The organism is Nonomuraea sp. IBHARD001 (genome assembly GCF_056106265.1).
The window spans coordinates 1,301,014-1,319,364 of sequence record NZ_JBWBBW010000002.1 but is presented as its reverse complement, the minus strand read 5'-3'; the positions used below and the strand labels follow the sequence as shown (position 1 = coordinate 1,319,364).

Genomic DNA, 18,351 nt, shown 5'->3' with positions numbered 1-18,351 from the left:
CTCAGACGATCGGGGGACGGCCGAGCTTGACCATGCGCCAGGCCGTGCGCCACGCCATCGGCCTGCGCTCTCCGGCAGGCTCGCGCAATCCCTCCGAGAAGCCCTTGAACCAGGCCTTGAGCGCCTCGCCGGACCGCTCCCGCAGCAGGGTCAGCACGACCCAGTCGACGAGGTAGAGCGCCGCCAGCGGCCACGGCAGGTTGCGCCTGGCCAGCCAGACCCGGTTGCGGGCGTTGAGCCGGTAGAACTCGGTGTGGCGGGTCGGCGGCACCTGGGGGTGGTACATGACGGTCTGGGCGTCGTACTCGATCCGGTAGCCCTCGCCGAGCAGCCGCCAGGCCAGGTCGGTCTCCTCGTGGGCGTAGAAGAACTTCTCCGGCAGCCCGCCGACCTGGAGGAAGGCCGAACGCCTGATCGCGCACGCCCCGCCGAGGAAGGTGGTCACCGGCGAGGAGCGCTCGGGGTCACCGGCCCGCAGCCTGGGCACGTGGCGGCGCTGGCCGTTGCCGCCGTCGGGGTCCATGACCCGGAAGGAGATGACGGCCAGGTCGGGCTCGGTGGCGAAGCGCTCGCGGATGTGGGCGACGACCTTGTGGTTGGCATACCACCCGTCGTCGTCGAGGAACAGCACGACGTCGCCCGAGCACTCCTCGACGCCTCGGTTACGGCCTGCCGGGATGCCGGCATTGTGGGCGAGCCTGACGGTCTTGACCGTGGCCGACGAGCCCGCCGGAGGCGTCGCGGCCAGGTCGGGGATGTCGGCCCCGTTGCCCACGATGACGACCTCGACGTCGCCGTCGGTCTGCAGGAGGGCGGACTCGACCGCTCTGTCCAGCTCGGCAACCCTGTTGCCCATGGTGAGAATGACGCACGAGATCTTCAATGCGTCATCACCCTGACGCGTTGAAGGCACGGGCGCGGCACTCTTTCATGATCACCAAATCTGCAGGTTTGTCCGGTCAACGTTGGGGACAAGCGTATCGGAACCCTCGGCGAACACCCACCGAACAGCGGGTGCCCGATCAATAGGACGGGGCTCGCGCCTCGTGGGTTCCGACACACGCTCACGACAGACGCCTCGATGCCAGGATGCTGACCAGGTGCAGGACCAGCTGGACCACCGCCACGACCGCACAGGCCACGGTGAGCACCCGCGTCGCGGTCAGATCGCCGGTGATGACATCGATCACGGCGGCGAGCACGACCAGCAGCGAAAGCTCGACGGCCTGCACGATCCGGTGGAACCTGCTCGCGCCGACGATGCGCCTGGCCGTGCCCAGCAGACCGGACCTGAACTGCCCGGCCGACTCCTCCGTCGCCGCGACCAGGCCGGACCTGGCCCTGGCGACGTCGACCAGATCGGTCTCCGCCTTGATCAGGATGGCCCCGAGCGCGGCGGCGAAGCCGAGCACGACGTACCAGTCGGGCAGCGTCTGCGCCGCGCGGAAGCCGAGCCCGATGAGCAGCGCGGCCTCGGCGAAGTAGTGCCCGACCCGGTCGAGATAGACCCCGGTGATCGACGTGCGGTTGGTCCAGCGGGCCAGCTCGCCGTCGGAGCAGTCGAGCAGCAGGTAGATCTGCACGAGCAGCGCCGCGCCGATCGCCGCCCACAGTCCGGGCAGCGCGAGCACCGCACCGGCCGCCAGACCGAAGGCGATCATCAGTCCGGTGGCCTGGTTGGGGGTGATCGGCGTCTTGGCCAGCAGCCAGGTGACGTAGATCGACAACTTGCGCATGTAGAGCGTGCCGGCCCAGTGCTCACCGCTTTTGCGGTCCATGGTGCCTGCGGGCTGGGCGACCGCCCTCAGCTCAGCTACCGATGGCGCGGACATATGCCTCAACCCGATCGCGAGTCTCGGACTCCGACAGGCGGAGGTGCTCGAGGATGGTGTAACGACCCGGACGGGTCGCGGGGGCGAGCATGACGGCCTCGGTGAACTGCTCTGCGCTCAGTCCGATGTCGTCATGCGTGACGGGCAGCTTGTGCCGGCGCAGGCAGCCGACCACCTGGTCGAGCCGCGCCGCGTCCTCCCTGAGGAAGAAGCAGAACGCGGTTCCTATGCCGGCGAGCTCGCCGTGGTTGGAGGTGCCGGGAAAAAGCTGATCCACGGCATGCAGGATCTCATGATCTCCACCACTGGAGGGACGGGACGACCCCGCGATCACCATCGACATGCCGGAAAGGATCAGAGATTCGGCCAGTACGGTGAGGAAGGCGTCGGACTCGATCGAGTCGGTGCGCCCGATCAGCGCCTCGGCCGACGTGCGCGCCATCGAGCAGGCCAGCCCGTCGATGGGCTCACCGCGCTCGGCGTTGCCCAGCTGCCAGTCCTCGATCGCCGACAGGTTGCTGACGACGTCGCCCACGCCCGCGCGCACCAGCGAGGAGGGCGCGGCGTGCACGAAGTCGAGGTCGACCAGGATCGCCAGCGGCATCGGCACGCCGAAGGAGCCCTTGCCGCCCTCGTAGACGAGGGAGGCGGTGGGCGAGCAGATGCCGTCGTGCGACAGGTTGGTCGCCACCGCGACCATGGGGATGCCGGCCAGCGAGGCGGCGTACTTGGTCACGTCGATGGTCTTGCCTCCGCCGACGCCGACCACCACCTCGTAGGCGCCCTTGCGCAGGTCGGCGCCGAGCGAGACGGCCGCGTCGACCGAGCCGTCGCTGACCCGGAAGACCTCGGCCTCCCGGAGCGTCGGCGCGATCAGGCCCTCGATGTGGTCGCCCTGGCCTGGCCCGACCGCCACCGCGACCCGGCCGGAGGTGGCCACCCTGCTGTCGGCGAGCAGCACGCCGAGCTGGGCCACCGCGCCCCTGCGTACCTCCATGGTCAGCGGGGCGGGGAGCATCCTCGCCAGTAGGGGCACCGGACCTCCTAGTAGCGGGTGGCGATGTCGCGGGCCTTGGCCAGGTCGTCGTGGTTGTCGACCTCGACCCACTCGACCTCGCCGATGGGTGCGAGGTGGATCTGCTCGCCTCGGGCGACCATCTCCTGGTAGCCGTCCTCGTAGTACAGCTGGGGGTCGCGCTCGAACGTGGCCTGGAGGGCGTCGGCGAGCCGATCGGCCGCTCCGGGGCGGATCAGGGTGGCGCCGATGTACTCGCCGTAGGCCTCGGCGGGGTCCATCAGCTTGGTGATGCGCTTGAGCGCGGTGCCGTCGAGGGTGACCTTCATCTCCTCGTCGGCCAGCTTCTTGACGTTGTCGACGGCCAGCAGCAGGTCGCTGGTGACGGGCGCCGAAAGCAGCGTCTCCTCCACCGAGACCGGATGCACGGTGTCGCCGTTGACCAGCAGCGCGCCCTGCGAGAAGTACTCGCGCGCGCACCACAGGGAGTAGGCGTTGTTCCACTCCTCGGCCTTGTCGTTGTGCACCAGCGTCAGCCTGACGCCGTGGCGGCGCTCAAGGTCCGCCTTGCGCTCATGGACGGCCTGCTCGGCATATCCCACGATGACCACGACATCACGAAGATCCACCGCAGCGAGGTTGCGCAGCGAGATATCCATGATCGTCGTCTCTCCGTCGACCGGCACGAGCGCCTTGGGCAGCGTGTCGGTGTACGGCCGCAGGCGTCGTCCGGCCCCGGCGGCCAGCACCATTCCCAGCAACGTGCACTCCTCAGTCGAGCATGACTATATGTAGGCCCCCAAAGGTTAGTTGCCTCCAGGCCCTGATCGTGTAATCCGTCGTTAGTCGTGCGTTCCCAGATCGGCAGCATCCACCCCGGAACGGGGCGCGGCAAGCCAGCAACTGAGGCTCTCCCAGACGAAAAGACCCCACAGATAGAGCGCGAGCAGCACGTAGACGAGCGTGACCTGACCGATCACCACGCCGAGGGCCACCGCGAGCATACGGCCGTCCCAGCCGAGACCGAAGGTCGCCAGCCACGGCGGCGGGTACACCCGCTGGGTCACCCGGTACACCACGTCGTAGTGATGGAAGGCCATCGCGCCGAGCAGCAGGAAGACGACGAGCGGCGGCACGTCGTGCCCGAAGCCGACGGCCGCGATGAAGACGTACTCCGTCATGCGCAGGATCGGCGGCACCAGCCAGTCGAGCCTGCCGTCGTGGCGGTGCGAGCTGCCGGGCCCCGCCAGCAGCAGGGCGACGGCCGGGGCGAAGACGGCCAGGCCGTCGGTGCCGGCGACGCCGACGAGCAGCAGGATGCCGGTCACGAACGCACCGGCGATGGCGGGCGGCAGCGGCGGGAGCTGGCCCGCGACCAGCATGCCCATCCCGCGCGAGAGCACGCCGTCGTCGCGGTAGGCGACGACGGCGCTCTCCGGCACGGGCGTCATGTTCACACTGATCACGCCATCGACCTCGCGATCCGCCCCACAAGGGTGTAAAGAGCGGCGACGCCGCCCCAGACCAGCAGCGCGATGAAGGTGACCCGCGCGTTGAACACCGCCGCCGTGATCGCGATGAGCGCCATGCGCTCGCCGATCGGCAGGACGACGACCTTCTTCATCCACCGGGTCAGCGACTCGCGTTCGAGGCGCTGGGCCAGGCCGAGCACGCCCTGCTTCGGCACCGACACGCGGCCGCCGTCGGCCGACTCCAGCAGCGACCGCGGCGAGCGGCCCCACGAGGAGCCCACCTTGGCCGCGTCGGCCACCGCGCCCCCGTAGGAGAAGTCGATCGTGTGCCTGATCACCTGCAGCACGAGCGCCCCGACCGCGAGGTACCAGATGCCGCCTGGCCCGCCTTCGGAGAACGGCATGCCGACGGCATAGCCCAGCGCCAGGCCCACATAGACGATGTATTCCTTGGCCCGGTCCATCATGGCGTCGAGCCAGGCGCCGAACGGTGAGAACGTCCTGGTGTACCTGGCCAGCTGCCCGTCGACGCAGTCGAGCACGAACGACAGGTAGAGCAGGATCGCCCCCGCCACCTGCGCCCCGCGCGTCCCCGCCGAGAACCAGACCGCGGCCAGTACGGCCAGCCCGACCGATATGCCGGTGACCGCATTGGGTGTCAGGCCGCGCCTGGCCGCCAGCTTGACGAGGTGCTTGCTCCACGAGCTGACCGCGACCGTGGCGAACAGCCCGTCGTTGGACTTGACCGCACTGTCCAGGCGCACCTTGGCCTCGTCGACGTCGGCGAGCCTGGCCACGGCGGCGTCGGCGCCCGCCTGGCCGGTCACCCGGTCGGCGTGCAGCGGGCCGAGCGGCACTGGGCGCACGAGCACGCCGGAGCGCACCAGGCCGACCAGCAGCAGGTCGACGACCTCGACACCGGTCACGGGGCCGAGCCTGCCCGACTCGGCCAGCTCGCCGAGTTCGCTCGCCACCTCGGCGAGCGTGCCGAGATCGGCCTCGCCCACCTGCAGCACGCCGCGGAAGGTGGCGTTGGCCTCGGGCACGAGGTGGAAGGAGCTGCCCGCGGCGACGATCGCGCCGCCCTCGACGCGGACGGGCGGGCGCAGCGGCCCAACGTTGCCCTCGGCCGAGACGAGCGCGCGGGTGCCGCGCGCGGGGTGTTCGAGCAGCGAGGCCAGCGCCTCGGTGTGCATGACCAGGTCGGCGGGCAGGATCGCCACGGGCCCGGTGCAAAGGCGCGCGACCTTGGCCACGGCCCTCAGGTCGTCGCCCATCCCCGTGCCGGGGTGCACCGTGTGCATGTCGTGCACGGGCAGCAGCGTCAACTGCTCGCAGATGCGGTCGAACAGGGTGCCTTCGGCACAGGTGAGCCTGGCGGCCGGAGTCGTGGCGAGCACCACGGCAGCCGTCTTGAGGCTCGCGCGGGTCGTGGATGCGGGCAACCGCTCATCCCTTCGGGTGTCGAGGGAGTGCCGACTCAGCGTAGCGACACGTTGACCGCAAATCACGGGTGCACGGCCGCGACGCGCTAGACGGTTACGCTCCGACGTATGGAATCTCGTCTTCGTGCGGTCGGAGTGGTCCTCGCCGGGGGTGTGGGCCAGCGCGTCGGGCTGAACACGCCCAAGCAGCTCATCAAGATCGCCGGACGGACGATCCTGGAGCATACGCTGGCGCTGTTCAACAAGTCGCCTGAGATCGACGAGATCATCGTGCTGATGACTCCCGGCTTCACCGGCGACGTCGAGGACATCGTCGCCAGGGGCGGCTTCGCCAAGGTCAGCCGCGTGCTCGAAGGCGGCGAGAGCCGCACCGAGACGACGTGGCGCGCGCTGAAGGCGCTCGGGCCGCAGGAGTGCAACGTGCTCCTGCACGACGCCGTACGGCCGCTGCTGGAGCCTCGGATCATCACCGAGTGCGTCGAGGCCCTGACGGTGTACTCCGCCGTCGACGTGGCCATCCCGAGCTCGGACACGGTGGTCGTGGCGGCGCCCGGGCCGCGTGGCGAGATCATCCGCGACATCCCGGAACGCTCCAGGCTCAGGCGCGGGCAGACGCCGCAGTGCTTCCGGCTCTCGGTGATCCGCGAGGCCTACGAGCGTGCCTTCGCCGATCCCGACTTCGAGAAGCAGCCGCCGACCGACGACTGCGGTGTGGTGCTGCGCTACCTTCCGGACGTACCGATATACATCGTGCCCGGCAGCGAGCACAACATGAAGGTGACCCACCCGGTCGACGTCTACATCGCCGACAAGCTGTTCCAGCTCGCCGCGGCGTCGGCGCCGAGCCCCTCGCCCCGCGACTACCGCGAGGCGCTGGCGGGCAAGAGCGTGGTGGTGTTCGGCGGCAGCTACGGCATCGGCGCCGACGTGGTCGACCTGGCGCTGGGCCACGGCGCCGAGGTGCACTCCTTCTCGCGCTCGCAGAACGGCGTGCGGGTGGAGGACTACGCCTCGGTCTGCAAGGCGCTGGCCCAGGTGGGGCGGGCCGACTATGTGGTCAACACGGCGGGCGTGCTGCACATGGGCGCGCTGGCCGAGGTCACCGACACCACGATCGCCGACACCGTGGGCGTCAACTATCTGGGCCCGGTCAACGTGGCCAGGGCCGCCTATCCGTACCTGCGCGACACGCGCGGGCATCTCCTGCTCTACACATCTTCGTCCTATACGCGGGGCCGGGCCAATTACAGCCTGTATTCCTCGACGAAGGCGGCCGTGGTCAATCTGACCCAGGCGCTGGCCGACGAGTGGGCGGCCGACGGCGTCAACGTCAACTGCGTCAATCCCGAGCGCACCAGCACGCCGATGCGCGAGCGCGCGTTCGGCGAGGAACCCGCGCACACGCTGCTGTCCCCGCGTGCCGTCGCACAGACCTCGCTCGACGTCCTGATCTCCGACCTGACCGGTCAGGTGATCGACGTGCGCCTCGATGGAGCTTGAGCTGGGATTTGTTACCGTCTGATCGCATGAGGAGACTCAGCGTCACGATTGCCCTGCTCGGCTGCTACCCGGTCCTGCTCGCGGTGGCGCTGTGGCCCTCCCCCGCGCTGTTCGCGGTGGCCGCCCTGGCCTCCTACGCGGCCGAACTGGTCGCGCCGAGGGTGGCCAAGCCGCTGGTGGACCTGCTGGCGAAGGTGCATCTGGGGGTGACGCTGCGTTTCGTCATCCGCGAGATGGCGGCGTTGCTGCTGGTGGCCAGGACGACGGGGCCGGACTCGCCGTGGTTCATCGCCCTGGCCGTCGGCCTGTTCACCATGCACGGGGTGCGGGCGGTGCAGACCGGCCTGGCGATCCGCTTCGGGCAGTCGCTGGCCCAGATGCCGGTCAGTACCCGCAATCTGGACGTCTCGGCCCTGCGCATCCCGGGCAACCCGCCCGCGCTGCTGGTCACCTACCGGGGCGCGCGTTTCCTCTACCTGGACGCGCTGCCGGTGCTCGGCGCCTGCCTGGGCGCCTTCACCGCCGCCGCGGGCGCGGGCCTCGCCCTGGCGATCGGCCTGGCGGGTGTGCTGGCCCTGCTGCCCTACGTACGGCGGGCGGCGCCGCTGGGCGACAGGAACAGGGTGCTCGGCGTGGTCGGCGAGCGGGTGGCCGCCTACCGGCCCGAGGTCGTGCTGTACTTCTCCGGCACGCCGGACGCCGCCTACCAGGCCAGGATGTGGCTCGGCACGCTGGAGCGCATCGAGCGCAGGGCGATCGTGGTGCTGCGCGAGCGCGGCATGGCCGAGCTGCTCGGCCCCACGACCCTGCCCGTCGTGTGCGTCCCGTCGGCGGCCGACCTCATGGGCTTCCACGCGCTCGGCACCGCCAGGCTGTGCCTGTATGTCGCCAACGTCGGCAAGAACATCCACATGCTGCGCATCCCCGGCCTGCGCAGCGTCTTCGTCGGGCACGGCGACAGCGACAAGGAGGCCTCGTTCAACCCGTTCACGAAGGTCTACGACGAGGTCTGGGTCGCCGGGCAGGCCGGACGCGACCGCTACCTGCGGGCCAAGGTGGGCGTGCGCGACGAGGACGTGCACGAGGTGGGCAGGCCGCAGCTGGACGGCGTGTCGGCCGAGGGGCCCGCGCTGCCGTACCGGAGTGTGTTGTACGCGCCGACGTGGGAGGGGTGGACCGACGACCTGTTCCACACCTCGCTGATCACGATGGGGCCGAGGATCGTGCGGGCGCTGCTCGAACACAGTCCGGGCATCAGGGTGATCTACAAGCCGCACCCGCTGACCGGCCACCGCGACCGTACGGCCAGGCGGGCGCATCTGCAGATCATGGCGATGCTGGAGGCGGCCGAGCGGGCCAGGGCGATGGCCAGGCATCCCACGGGTGACGCCACGGCCGCGGCGCCGATGCGCCACCTGGTGGTGACGGGGACGACGCCGAGCCTGTACGAGTGCTTCAACCAGGCCGATGTGATGATCAGCGACATCTCCAGCGTGGTGGCCGACTTCATCGCCAGCGGCAAGCCGTACGCGGTGACGAATGTGGCCGACCTGCCCGAGCGGCTCTTCCACGAGAGGTACCCGAGCACGGAGGCGAGCGTGCTGCTCACCCCCGGGCTCGGCGAACTGGCCCGCTTCCTCGACGGGCCCGACGAGCTCTCGTGCGCCAGGCGCAAGCTGAAGGGCTACCTGCTCGGCCCTGACTACCCGGATGCGATGACCCGTTTCGAGGCGTCGGTCGAGCGGGCCTTCACCGATCAGCGCTGAGGCGAGACGAGCTTCTTCGGCGAGGTGAGGAAGCCCCAGCCCCAGGCGATGTGCATGGTCGCGTAGACCAGCGGCAACCGCAGCAGCGCCGCCTTGGGCAGGCCGCTGCCGGTGAGCACCGAGCCGCCCGCGATGGCCGCCAGGTAGCCGCCTGGCACGATCAGCGCCGGCCAGAAGAACGGCGCCAGCAGCAGCCCGGCCAGCATCGCCAGCACGGCGGCCGGAGGGGCCAGGTAGCGCAGGTTGATCGTGCCCTCGTGCGTGCGGGCCACCACGCGGCGCCAGCGGCCGTAGTGGAAGTACTGCTTGGCCAGGGCCTTGACCGACGGCCTCGGCCGGTAGGTCACGCGCATGCGCGGCTGGAACCACACCAGGCCGCCCGTCTGGCGGATGCGGTGGTTCATCTCCCAGTCCTGGGCGCGCTGGAAGTGCTCGTCGTAGCCGCCGACGCGCTGCAGCGCCTCGCGCCTGAACACACCGAGGTAGACGGTGTCGGCGGGCCCGGCCGTGCCGCCCACGTGGAAGGCGGCGGCGCCGACGCCGATCTTGGAGGTCATCGCACGGGCCACGGCCTGCTCGAACGGCGTGATGCCCTCGGCGGCCATCACCCCGCCGACGTTGTCGGCGCCCGTCTCCTCCAGGGTCTCGACCGCGACCCTGAGGTAGTCGTCGGGCAGCAGGGCGTGCCCGTCGACGCGTGCGATGATCGCGGCGCGCGACGCCCCGATGGCGGCGTTGAGCGCGTTGGGCGTGCGGCCTGTCGGGTTGGGGACCACCACGACCCGGGGATCGGCGGCCGCGATGGCGTCGGCGACCTCCTGGGTGCGGTCGTGCGAGGGCCCGATGGCCAGCACGACCTCGATGGGGCCCGCGTATTGCTGCGCGAGGACCATGGACACGGCATCACGCAGGTGCCGCTCCTCGTTGAGGACCGGCATGACGACGGAGATCGGCGGCCAGGTGCGCGTCTCTGCGGACGCGTGCGGCGGCGAGTCGGGGAACTGCTTCATGGCGGCCCTCACGCTACTGTACGACCAGGGGAGGACGGCAATCGAAAGCCCGATCCGCCCGGGTCTTCGAGGAAAGGGCTGCGCATGCACGACGCGGGCGACGAGGACGCGGGCGTGCACGTGGGCGGAGACGCCTACGGCGTGGTGCGGTTGCCCGTCGCCGAGCGCAGGGCGCGCAGATCGGCCAAGGGCGCGAGGACGCGCAGGCGCAACCTGGTGGCGGCCGGAGCGCTGTCGACGATGGTGCTGCTGGGGTCGGGCGCGGTGTGGGCGCTGCCGAACTACGCCGCCGGTCAGATCGGCGAGGTCGACGCGGGCACGGTGGGCTCGGCGCCGACCGGTGCGATGAACATCCTGCTCGTCGGCGTGGACAAGCGCGACAACCTCACCCGCAAGCAGCAGAACCAACTCAAGCTCGGGCGCGAGGTCGGCCAGCGCACGGACACGATGATGGTCATCCACCTGTCGGAGGACCATCGCAGGGTGACGGTGGTGAGCCTGCCGCGCGACACCTGGCTGACCATTCCCGGCAAGGGCGATCACAAGATCAACTCGGCGTACCAGTTCGGCGGCGCCAAGCTCGCGGTCAGGACCGTGCAGCAGGCGACCGGGCTGCGGATCAACCACTACGTCGAGGTCAACGTGCTCGGCTTCGTCAGCGTCGTCGACGCGCTCGAAGGCATCACGGTGTGCACGCCCGTGCCGATCAACGACGTGAAGACCGGGCTCAACCTGACGGCGGGCACGCACGAACTGCAGGGCGCGCAGGCGCTCGGCTACGCCCGCACGCGTGCGACCGTGCGCTCCGACCTCGACCGCATCGACAGGCAGCAGCAGGTCGTCTCGGCCCTGCTCGGCAAGGCGTTCAGCACGGGCACGCTCACCAACCCGGTCAAGCTCGGCGGCTTCGTCTCCGAGACCCTGCAGACCATCTCGGTCGACAGTGCGCTGAAGAACGACCTGCTCGGCCTGGCCCAGCAGGTCAAGGACGTCTCGCTCGACGACGTGCGCTTCGCCACCGTGCCGCTGGCCGACGTCGACTTCAAGACGCCGACCAACGAGTCGGCCGTGCTGTGGGACAAGGACGCGGCCAGGGACCTGTTCCGCAGGATCGCCGCCGACGAGGACCTGTCGGGCAGGCCGAAGGCCTCGGCCAAGCCGTCGGCCTCGCCCTCCGTCTCGCCTGACGAGCCCGCGCTGACCGTACCTCCGGCCAGGATCGCGATCAGGGTGCTCAACGGGACGATCATCCAGGGCCTGGGCGCGCGGGCGCGGACCGCGCTGATCGCGGCCGGGTTCCAGGTGCCGGAGACGGCGGGCAACACGCCGCAGAAGGACCACGACGTCACGCTCGTGCGCTACGCCAAGGGCCGCGAGGACTCCGCCCGCACCGTGGCCGCCGCACTGCCGGGCGCCAAGCTGCGCGAGAGCGACGAGGTGCAGGGCATCGAGGTCGTGCTCGGCACCGACCAGCTCAAGGTGAAGAAGGTCAAGGTCGTCGAGCAGCCCGCGCAGCCCACGGCCGGGCCGAGCCCGAGCCCGTCGGCCACGACCCGCAGCGCCAAAGAGAACATCTGCGCGTAGCATAATGATCAAGTGAATCCCGCCTCCCAGCGCCTCGGCGTGCTGTTCGACCGCGACCTGAAGCCCGCACTGCTGGTGCCCTTCGCCCGTGAGCTCGAAGGGCTGGCCCGCGCCGACGACCTGTGGGTGGTCGAGGACGTGGGCTGGAGCGGCGGCGTCTCGGCCGCGGCCACCGCGCTCGCCGTCACCTCGCGGCTGCGGGTCGGCATCGGCGTCACGCCCGCTCCCCTGCGCAACGCCGCCCTGCTGGCGATGGAGCTGGCCACCCTGGCGGGCGCGCATCCCGGCAGACTGGCGGCCGGGATCGGGCACGGCGTGCAGGACTGGATGCGCGAGGTCGGCGCGGCCGTCGCCTCGCCGCTGACCCTGCTCGACGAGACCATCACGGCCGTGCGGCGGCTGCTGCTCGGCCAGACCGTCAGCACCGAGGGCGCGTACGTGCGCCTGCACGAGCAGTTGCTCGTGCACGTGCCCGCCGAGCCGCCGCCACTGCTCGCGGGCGTGCGCGGGCCGAAGTCGCTGGCGCTGTCCGGCCTGGTGGCCGACGGCACGATCCTGCCGGAGGGCACCGGCCCCGCCGCCGTCACGGCCGCCCTGGCCGCGATCGACGCCCACCGCCCGCACGAACTGGTCGTCTTCGCCCACCTGGCCGTCGACGACGACCCCGAGCGCGTACGGCGGGCGCTGAGCGGCCCCGCGGCGGAGTTCGGCCTGGAGCCCGAGGCGCTGGAGGCCGTGGCGGGCACCGCGCAGCAGGCCGCGCAGCGGGTACGCGAGCTGTGGCAGGCGGGCGCGGGCACCGTCGTCGTCAGGCCGATCGGCGCCGACCCCCTGGACCACGTGAAGCGGCTCCTCACCGCACTCTGACCCGTTCGGCCGATCTTCGGATGAGCGCCTCGGCCATTCGGCCGATGGGAGGGCGCCGGGGCCGATCGGATCATCGTGGGCATGAGGAGATTCCTGGGATCGGCGGCCGTCGTGGCGGCCTCGGCGCTCTTACTGTCGGCCTGCTCCAACCCCCTCGACCCGCCGGAGGTGCACGCGACGACGTCGTTCGCGGTGCCGGGCGACAGGCTCACGCTGATCGTGCCGCTCGGCACGGTGCTCGTCGGACCGGCGCCCGGCGAGGAGGTGCTGGTGGAGCGGTGGGCCAAGGGCAAGGCGGCCGACTCCCCCGAGTGGACGATGAAGAACGGCGAGCTCACGCTCAAGGCGACGTGCACGATCGTGTTCGGCGACTGCGGCGCACGCTACCGGGTCAAGGTGCCGCAGCGGCTGCGCCTGCACGTGATCGGCAACGACGACACGGTGAAGGTGACCGACCTCGGCGAAGAGGTCGAGGTCACCACGAGGGGCGGCTCGATCAGGACCGTCAATCTGGCCGGGCCGTTGCGCCTGCGCTCGGGCGAGGGCTCGATCCTGTCGATCAGGACGCGCTCGGCCGACGTCAGGGCGCGCAGCCAGGACGCGCGGATCGAGCTGATCTTCTCCGAGCCTCCGACCAGGGTGGACGCGGTCTCGCGCACGGCCAACGTGCTGATCGGCGTGCCCGGTGTGAGCGGCTCGTATGTCGTCAGGGCGACCAGCGACAACGGCGGCACCGCGGTCGCGAGCATGCCCGAGGCGTCGCCCGGCACGGCCAGGACGATCATCGCGCACAGCGAGGAGGGGCGCGTCTCCGTCAGGCCCAGCCGATAACCGGTGGCGATTTGGGCCCCCTGCCCTCTTGACCGATCCAGTCAGGAAGTGATGCCCTTTCATCGCTAGTTAGGAATCTTTCCTAACTAGTGGAAACCGCTTCCCGCAGAGAGGTCCCACCTGTGCAAGCGAGATCGCGTCCCACGATCATCCTGGCGCTGGCCGTACTGGCCACCATGGTGTCCGCGCTGTTCGCGCTGCCTAGCCAGGCCGCCGACACCCTCGTCTCCCAGGGCAGGCCCGCCCTGTCCTCCTCGGAGGAGGACTCGACCTTCACCGCGTCCAAGGCCTTCGACGGCGACCCCGGCACCCGCTGGGCCTCCGTCGAAGGCCACGACCCCGAGTGGATCAGGGTCGACCTCGGCCAGACCCACTCCGTCTCCCGCGTCAAACTGACCTGGGAGGCGGCCTACGGCAAGACGTACAAGATCCAGACCTCCCCCGACGGCTCGGCCTGGAGCGACGTCTACTCCACCAGCACGGGCAACGGCGCCGTCGACGACCTCACCGGCCTGACCGGCCAGGGGCGTTACGTGCGCGTGTACGGCACCGCCAGGGGCACGGCCTACGGCTACAGCCTGTTCGAGGTCGAGGTCTACGGCAGCACGACAGGTCCGACGCCTTCGCCGAGCCCCACGGTCACCCCCACCGTGACGCCGACGCCCGGCGGCCCCGCCGTGCCGTTCGGCAGTCACGCCCAGCCCTATGCGGCGGGCATGCTCAGGCCGTCCGGCGGGCAGGCGGCCAACGACCAGAAGGTGATCGACTACTACCGCAAGTGGAAGGCCGCCTTCGTCAAGCAGAACTGCGGCAACGGCTGGTACCAGGTCATCTCGCCCGACGCCGACCATCCCTACGTCGCCGAGGCGCAGGGGTATGGCATGGTGATCACCGCGACCATGGCCGGAGCCGACCCGGACGCCAAGAAGATCTTCGACGGCATGGTCAAGTACAAGCTCGCCCACCCGTCCTCGATCAACCCCGACCTGCTCGCCGCCGAGCAGAACACCTCCTGCGTCAGCGTCAACGGCGGCGACGCCGCGACCGACGGCGACCTCGACGTGGCCTACGGGCTGCTGCTGGCCGACCGCCAGTGGGGCAGCTCCGGCGCCTACAACTACAAGCAGCTCGCGATCAGGCACATCAACGCCATCAAGGCAGACGAGGTCAACCCGACGACCAAGCTGATGAAGCTCGGCGACTGGACCAGCTCGGGCGACCAGTACTACTGGATCAGCCGCTCGTCCGACTGGATGGTCGACCACTTCCGCGCGTTCAGGAAGGCCACGGGCGACACCTTCTGGGACGGCGTCCGCACCGCGCACCAGAACCTCATCGCCGCACAGCAGGCGACCTACGCGGCCTCCACCGGCCTGCTGGCCGACTTCGTGGTCAACACCAACACCACCCCCAAGCCCGCATCCGGGCAGGTGCTGGAGTCGGCCAACGACGGCAAGTACTGGTGGAACGCCTGTCGTGACCCGTGGCGCATCGGCGCGGACGCGGTGACGAGCGGCGACGCCAAGTCCCTGGCCGCGGCCCGCAAGCTCAACACGTGGATCAAGGGCAAGACCGGCGGCGACCCCGCCAAGATCGCAATCGGCTACGCCCTGAACGGCACGCAGATCTCCGGCGGCAGCGAGGCCGCCTACTTCGCGCCGTTCGCCGTCACGGCGATGACCGACCCGGGCAGCCAGGCCTGGCTCGACGCCCTCTGGAACAGGATGGTCGCCACGCCGATCGCCACCGGCAGCTACTTCTCGGCCAGCATCCAGCTCCAGGTCATGATCACCGCGACCCACAACCACTGGGTGCCCTGACCTCACTCCTCCGGCCGGCGTCTCCCCAGGGCGCCGGCCGGAAGGCGGCCGCGATGCCGAAACTGTCGGGATTCTTCGGTAGGTTCCGGGGCATTGATCGACCGCTACAGCTGGAGGTCGTCCTTGGACGAGCAGCTGAGCGCGGCACGGGTGTTGTCTCCCGTCGGGCCGCGCAAGCTGGCGAAAGTCCCCTTCGTCGAAATGGCGGAGGGCAGGTTGCAGGGTGTGGTGTCGAGCGGTTCCGACATCGAGCGGGTCTACGTCTCCTCGATCACCGCGGCCACACACGGCTACAACTGCAGTACCAACAACAACCGCCCGTGCGGCGGACTGCGCCGCGACCCGTGCAAGCACCTGTGGCTGATGGTCACGGCGGCCACACTGCAGTACGGCGTCGAGCGCGTGGCCAGGTTCCTCCGGGTCGAGGGAGAGGGCCCGAGCGAGATCATGCGCAATCTCGGCGGCGGGCACGAGGCCATCCCGGCGGCCGTGGTGTTCAGCAGGTTCCTGCGGCACCTGGCCTACCTGGAGACACCGGGCGGCGCGCAGGCGCTTCCCGAGATGCAGTGGTTCCCCTCACTGAGGACGGTGCGCTGATGCAGGCGGTGCAACTGGCGGGACTGGGCGCCGCGGAGCCGCTCCCGGGCCTCGACGAGGCGCTCGACGTCGTGCGAGGTGTCGACGAGGCGCTGACACACGGGCTGGCCAGGCTCGGCGCCGACCGGGCCGACGCGCTCGACGCGCTGGCCGACGCCGTCGCGGGCACCCCGCTCGGCGCGGCGGCCACCGAGGCGGTCGGCAAGATCGTCGCCGGGTCCATCGCGGAGGAGCACCTGACCGTGCTCGCCGCAGCCCGCACGGCGGTGTTCGGGGCGGCGCACGACGCGCTGCTCGCCCGGCTCGACGACACGCTCGGCCGCGACCGGGCCGTCTGGCAAGGCCCCGCGCCCGTGCCGGTCTCCGACCCGGTGGTCAACGCCTGCCGGTCCTGGCTGACCGAACTGGCCATCACCGGCTGGCTCGGCGTCGACCACGACCTCGCCTCCGGGGCCGACCAGGCGATCGAGGCGCTGCTCGGGCGGCCTGACCTGCGGCGGCTCGCCGTGCTCCTCGACGGGTTCGCCGCCGAGTTGCGGGCCTCGTGCCCGGTCGGGGCCGTGGACGGGGTGCCCGCCCGGCGCTGGGCCGACCTGTGGGCGCGTGCGCTGGTGCTGACGCGCAGCGAGCCCGCCGCCGCCGAGCCGGTCGAGCTCGTCTCGGGCAGGCTGCTCGTGCTCGGTGTGGACGTGCACGAGCACGGCACCGCCGTACAGGTGCAGGTGCATGCTCTGCTCGAACCCGAGGGGCGGCTGCTGCGGGTGAGCGTCTCGGCCGCGAAGGTCGACACGATCGTCGGGCCGTTCGTGTGGCAGTTGCTCGGCGCGGCCCATCCGGTGCTGCTCGGCGCGCTGGCCGGGCAGCTGACCCTGGAGCTGCGCGACATGCCGCTGCTGGCGTCGGGCGACCTGCTCTGGCACGACGAACGCGCCTCCGCCGGAGAGCCCGCAGACCCCTTCACCACGGCGAGGGTACGGCTGGGCGCCGCGAGCGCGCCGCCGGTGCCGCCGCTGCAGCGCCACCCGGTGCGCATCGCCGAGCCAGTGCTGATCGAGGGCTACAAGAGCGACGGCGAGCGGTTGCGCCTGGGCGACGGCGAGCTCGCGTTCGACCTGGAGCGCCTGCCTACATCGGGCCCGCTCACCCCCGCCCTGCTCAAGGCCTCGACCGCGTGCATCGGCCTGCTGCGCTGGGACGGCGGCACGTGGCGGCTGCAGCCGCTCGCCGTACAGGCGAACGTCAAGAAGCAGCAGGTGGCCGTGCACACCGGTGACTGGGCGCTCGGGCCGACCGACGCCAAGGCGCAGAAGGAGCTCGCCCAGGCCGGGGACCCGGTCGCGATGCTCAAGGAGCGTGCCGGGCGGTTGTTGCGCTCATGACGACATCCGAGAACCGCCGTCAGGTGCTCTACTGGCGGCTGCTGGCCCGTGTGTTCGACGCCCAGGAGCAGCCTTCGCTGGAGTCGGCGAGCGTGGCGATCGTGGAGGACCTCGGCCTGCCCGCCGCGCTGCTCGACCCGGGTGTGTCGGTGGGCAACCTGGTGCAGCGCTTCCCCGAGCTCGGCGAGCGGTTCACCGCCCTGGACGGCGACGAGGTGCACAATGCCGCCCTGGTCTCCAAGCTGCTGCTGAACGTCTTCGCGACCGGCTCGGGCACGGTCACCGCCACCCAGCTCGCCACCTGGAAGCAGGACGCCGAGTGCCTGCGCCTGGCGCTGGGCGAGGAGTGCGCGGGCGAGCTGGCCGCGATCGAGGGCGACCTGGTCAAGCGCATGCACCTGCGTGAGGTGCTGGCCGACCCCCAGCTGGCCAAGCAGCTCACGCCGAGCATGTCGCTCATCGAGCAGCTGCTGCGCGACAAGGCCAATCTGTCCGGCATCGCCCTGGCCAACGCCAAGGCGCTGATCCGCAGGTTCGTCGAGGAGGTCGCCGAGGTCCTGCGTACCCAGGTCGAGAAGACCAGCGCCGGTGTCATCGACCGATCGGTGCCGCCCAAGCGCGTCTACCGCAACCTCGACCTCGAACGCACGATCTGGAAGAACCTCACCAACTGGAGCCCCGACGAGGAGAAGCTCTACGTCGACAGGCTCTTCTACCGCCAGACCGCCAAACGCACGACGCCCGCCAAGCTGATCGTGGTGGTCGACCAGTCGGGCTCGATGGTGGACGCGATGGTCAACTGCACCATCCTGGCCTCGATCTTCGCCGGGCTGCCCAAGGTCGACGTGCACCTGGTCGCCTACGACACGCGGGCGCTGGACCTGACGCCGTGGGTGCGCGACCCCTTCGAGGTACTGCTGCGCACCACGCTCGGCGGCGGCACCGACGGCACGGTCGCGATGGCGCTGGCCAAACCGAAGATCACCGACCCGCGCAACACCGTGGTCGTGTGGATCTCCGACTTCTACGACAACCGGGCCCTGATCACCGATTTCGAGGCGTTGCACCGGTCCGGGGTGAAGTTCATCCCCGTGGGCTCGGTCAACAGCTCGGGCAACGCCAGTGTGGACCCCTGGTACCGCCAGAAGCTCAAGGACCTCGGCACACCGGTCATCTCCGGCCATATCCGCAAGCTCGTCACCGAGCTCAAGACCTTCCTGAACACCTAGGAGA

General features: G+C 70.4%; 16 protein-coding genes. 9 read left to right on the top strand and 7 right to left on the bottom strand.

Annotated features, from left to right (window positions below; all coding sequences use genetic code 11):
• Position 1 precedes the first annotated feature (1 nt).
• From ACTWNK_RS08435 to ACTWNK_RS08410, 6 genes are all read right to left on the bottom strand, one after another.
• Positions 2-883 carry a glycosyltransferase family 2 protein gene (locus ACTWNK_RS08435; protein ID WP_474303300.1) on the bottom strand — a complete coding sequence of 294 codons (882 nt, stop codon included), beginning with the start codon at positions 881-883 and terminating at the stop codon, positions 2-4.
• A 181-nt stretch (positions 884-1,064) separates the two neighbouring features.
• Entirely contained in the window at positions 1,065-1,832 is a 768-nt protein-coding gene (locus ACTWNK_RS08430) for a CDP-alcohol phosphatidyltransferase family protein (protein WP_474303299.1), read from the bottom strand.
• The gene (locus ACTWNK_RS08425; RefSeq protein ID WP_474310863.1) at positions 1,810-2,850 is read right to left on the bottom strand and encodes an iron-containing alcohol dehydrogenase family protein; all 1,041 of its coding nucleotides are present in this window, start codon (positions 2,848-2,850) and stop codon (positions 1,810-1,812) included. Before ACTWNK_RS08425 ends, ACTWNK_RS08430 begins: the two co-directional genes overlap by 23 nt.
• A gap of 26 nt (positions 2,851-2,876) precedes the next feature.
• Positions 2,877-3,608 (bottom strand): phosphocholine cytidylyltransferase family protein, encoded by a 732-nt coding sequence (locus tag ACTWNK_RS08420; RefSeq protein WP_474303297.1) that lies wholly within the window; start codon positions 3,606-3,608, stop codon positions 2,877-2,879.
• An 81-nt stretch (positions 3,609-3,689) separates the two neighbouring features.
• Positions 3,690-4,313: a DUF5941 domain-containing protein gene (locus ACTWNK_RS08415; protein ID WP_474303296.1), complete on the bottom strand. Its 624-nt coding sequence runs from the start codon at positions 4,311-4,313 to the stop codon at positions 3,690-3,692.
• Complete coding sequence (locus ACTWNK_RS08410) at positions 4,310-5,764, bottom strand: CDP-alcohol phosphatidyltransferase family protein (RefSeq protein WP_474303295.1); 1,455 nt, start codon at positions 5,762-5,764, stop codon at positions 4,310-4,312. The genes ACTWNK_RS08415 and ACTWNK_RS08410 overlap by 4 nt, the downstream gene beginning before the upstream one ends.
• Before the next feature lie 108 nt (positions 5,765-5,872).
• On the opposite strand from ACTWNK_RS08410, the gene ACTWNK_RS08405 reads away from it, so the two are divergent.
• On the top strand, positions 5,873-7,264 hold the full coding sequence (locus tag ACTWNK_RS08405; protein WP_474303294.1) for an SDR family NAD(P)-dependent oxidoreductase: 1,392 nt from the start codon (positions 5,873-5,875) through the stop codon (positions 7,262-7,264).
• 26 nt (positions 7,265-7,290) lie between these two features.
• Positions 7,291-9,030: a CDP-glycerol glycerophosphotransferase family protein gene (locus ACTWNK_RS08400; protein WP_474303293.1), complete on the top strand. Its 1,740-nt coding sequence runs from the start codon at positions 7,291-7,293 to the stop codon at positions 9,028-9,030.
• Here ACTWNK_RS08400 and ACTWNK_RS08395 read toward each other — a convergent pair.
• Positions 9,021-10,040 carry a glycosyltransferase family 2 protein gene (locus ACTWNK_RS08395; protein ID WP_474303292.1) on the bottom strand — a complete coding sequence of 340 codons (1,020 nt, stop codon included), beginning with the start codon at positions 10,038-10,040 and terminating at the stop codon, positions 9,021-9,023. The genes ACTWNK_RS08400 and ACTWNK_RS08395 overlap by 10 nt on opposite strands.
• Before the next feature lie 84 nt (positions 10,041-10,124).
• On the opposite strand from ACTWNK_RS08395, the gene ACTWNK_RS08390 reads away from it, so the two are divergent.
• The 7 genes from ACTWNK_RS08390 to ACTWNK_RS08360 all read left to right on the top strand — a co-directional run bounded on the left by ACTWNK_RS08390 (position 10,125) and on the right by ACTWNK_RS08360 (position 18,347).
• On the top strand, positions 10,125-11,624 hold the full coding sequence (locus ACTWNK_RS08390; RefSeq protein WP_474303291.1) for an LCP family protein: 1,500 nt from the start codon (positions 10,125-10,127) through the stop codon (positions 11,622-11,624).
• A gap of 12 nt (positions 11,625-11,636) precedes the next feature.
• Positions 11,637-12,491: an LLM class flavin-dependent oxidoreductase gene (locus tag ACTWNK_RS08385; RefSeq protein ID WP_474303290.1), complete on the top strand. Its 855-nt coding sequence runs from the start codon at positions 11,637-11,639 to the stop codon at positions 12,489-12,491.
• An 81-nt stretch (positions 12,492-12,572) separates the two neighbouring features.
• Complete coding sequence (locus ACTWNK_RS08380; RefSeq protein WP_474303289.1) at positions 12,573-13,322, top strand: hypothetical protein; 750 nt, start codon at positions 12,573-12,575, stop codon at positions 13,320-13,322.
• A 122-nt stretch (positions 13,323-13,444) separates the two neighbouring features.
• Complete coding sequence (locus tag ACTWNK_RS08375; RefSeq protein WP_474303288.1) at positions 13,445-15,142, top strand: glycosyl hydrolase family 8; 1,698 nt, start codon at positions 13,445-13,447, stop codon at positions 15,140-15,142.
• Positions 15,143-15,265: 123 nt separating this feature from the next.
• Positions 15,266-15,739, top strand: a complete 474-nt coding sequence (locus tag ACTWNK_RS08370) for a hypothetical protein (protein WP_474303287.1) — start codon at positions 15,266-15,268, stop codon at positions 15,737-15,739.
• Positions 15,739-17,118 carry a hypothetical protein gene (locus ACTWNK_RS08365; protein WP_474303286.1) on the top strand — a complete coding sequence of 460 codons (1,380 nt, stop codon included), beginning with the start codon at positions 15,739-15,741 and terminating at the stop codon, positions 17,116-17,118. The genes ACTWNK_RS08370 and ACTWNK_RS08365 overlap by 1 nt, the downstream gene beginning before the upstream one ends.
• Positions 17,115-18,347 (top strand): VWA domain-containing protein, encoded by a 1,233-nt coding sequence (locus ACTWNK_RS08360; protein WP_474303285.1) that lies wholly within the window; start codon positions 17,115-17,117, stop codon positions 18,345-18,347. The genes ACTWNK_RS08365 and ACTWNK_RS08360 overlap by 4 nt, the downstream gene beginning before the upstream one ends.
• Positions 18,348-18,351 lie beyond the last annotated feature (4 nt).

Excerpts from the sequence above, each read along its gene's own strand:
- ACTWNK_RS08430 (WP_474303299.1), bottom strand. The coding sequence starts at position 1,832 with ATGTCCGCGCCATCGGTAGCTGAGCTGAGGGCGGTCGCCCAGCCCGCA.
- ACTWNK_RS08425 (WP_474310863.1), bottom strand. The coding sequence starts at position 2,850 with ATGCTCCCCGCCCCGCTGACCATGGAGGTACGCAGGGGCGCGGTGGCC.
- ACTWNK_RS08405 (WP_474303294.1), top strand. The coding sequence starts at position 5,873 with ATGGAATCTCGTCTTCGTGCGGTCGGAGTGGTCCTCGCCGGGGGTGTG.
- ACTWNK_RS08400 (WP_474303293.1), top strand. The coding sequence starts at position 7,291 with ATGAGGAGACTCAGCGTCACGATTGCCCTGCTCGGCTGCTACCCGGTC.
- ACTWNK_RS08395 (WP_474303292.1), bottom strand. The coding sequence starts at position 10,040 with ATGAAGCAGTTCCCCGACTCGCCGCCGCACGCGTCCGCAGAGACGCGC.
- ACTWNK_RS08390 (WP_474303291.1), top strand. The coding sequence starts at position 10,125 with ATGCACGACGCGGGCGACGAGGACGCGGGCGTGCACGTGGGCGGAGAC.
- ACTWNK_RS08380 (WP_474303289.1), top strand. The coding sequence starts at position 12,573 with ATGAGGAGATTCCTGGGATCGGCGGCCGTCGTGGCGGCCTCGGCGCTC.
- ACTWNK_RS08365 (WP_474303286.1), top strand. The coding sequence starts at position 15,739 with ATGCAGGCGGTGCAACTGGCGGGACTGGGCGCCGCGGAGCCGCTCCCG.
- ACTWNK_RS08360 (WP_474303285.1), top strand. The coding sequence starts at position 17,115 with ATGACGACATCCGAGAACCGCCGTCAGGTGCTCTACTGGCGGCTGCTG.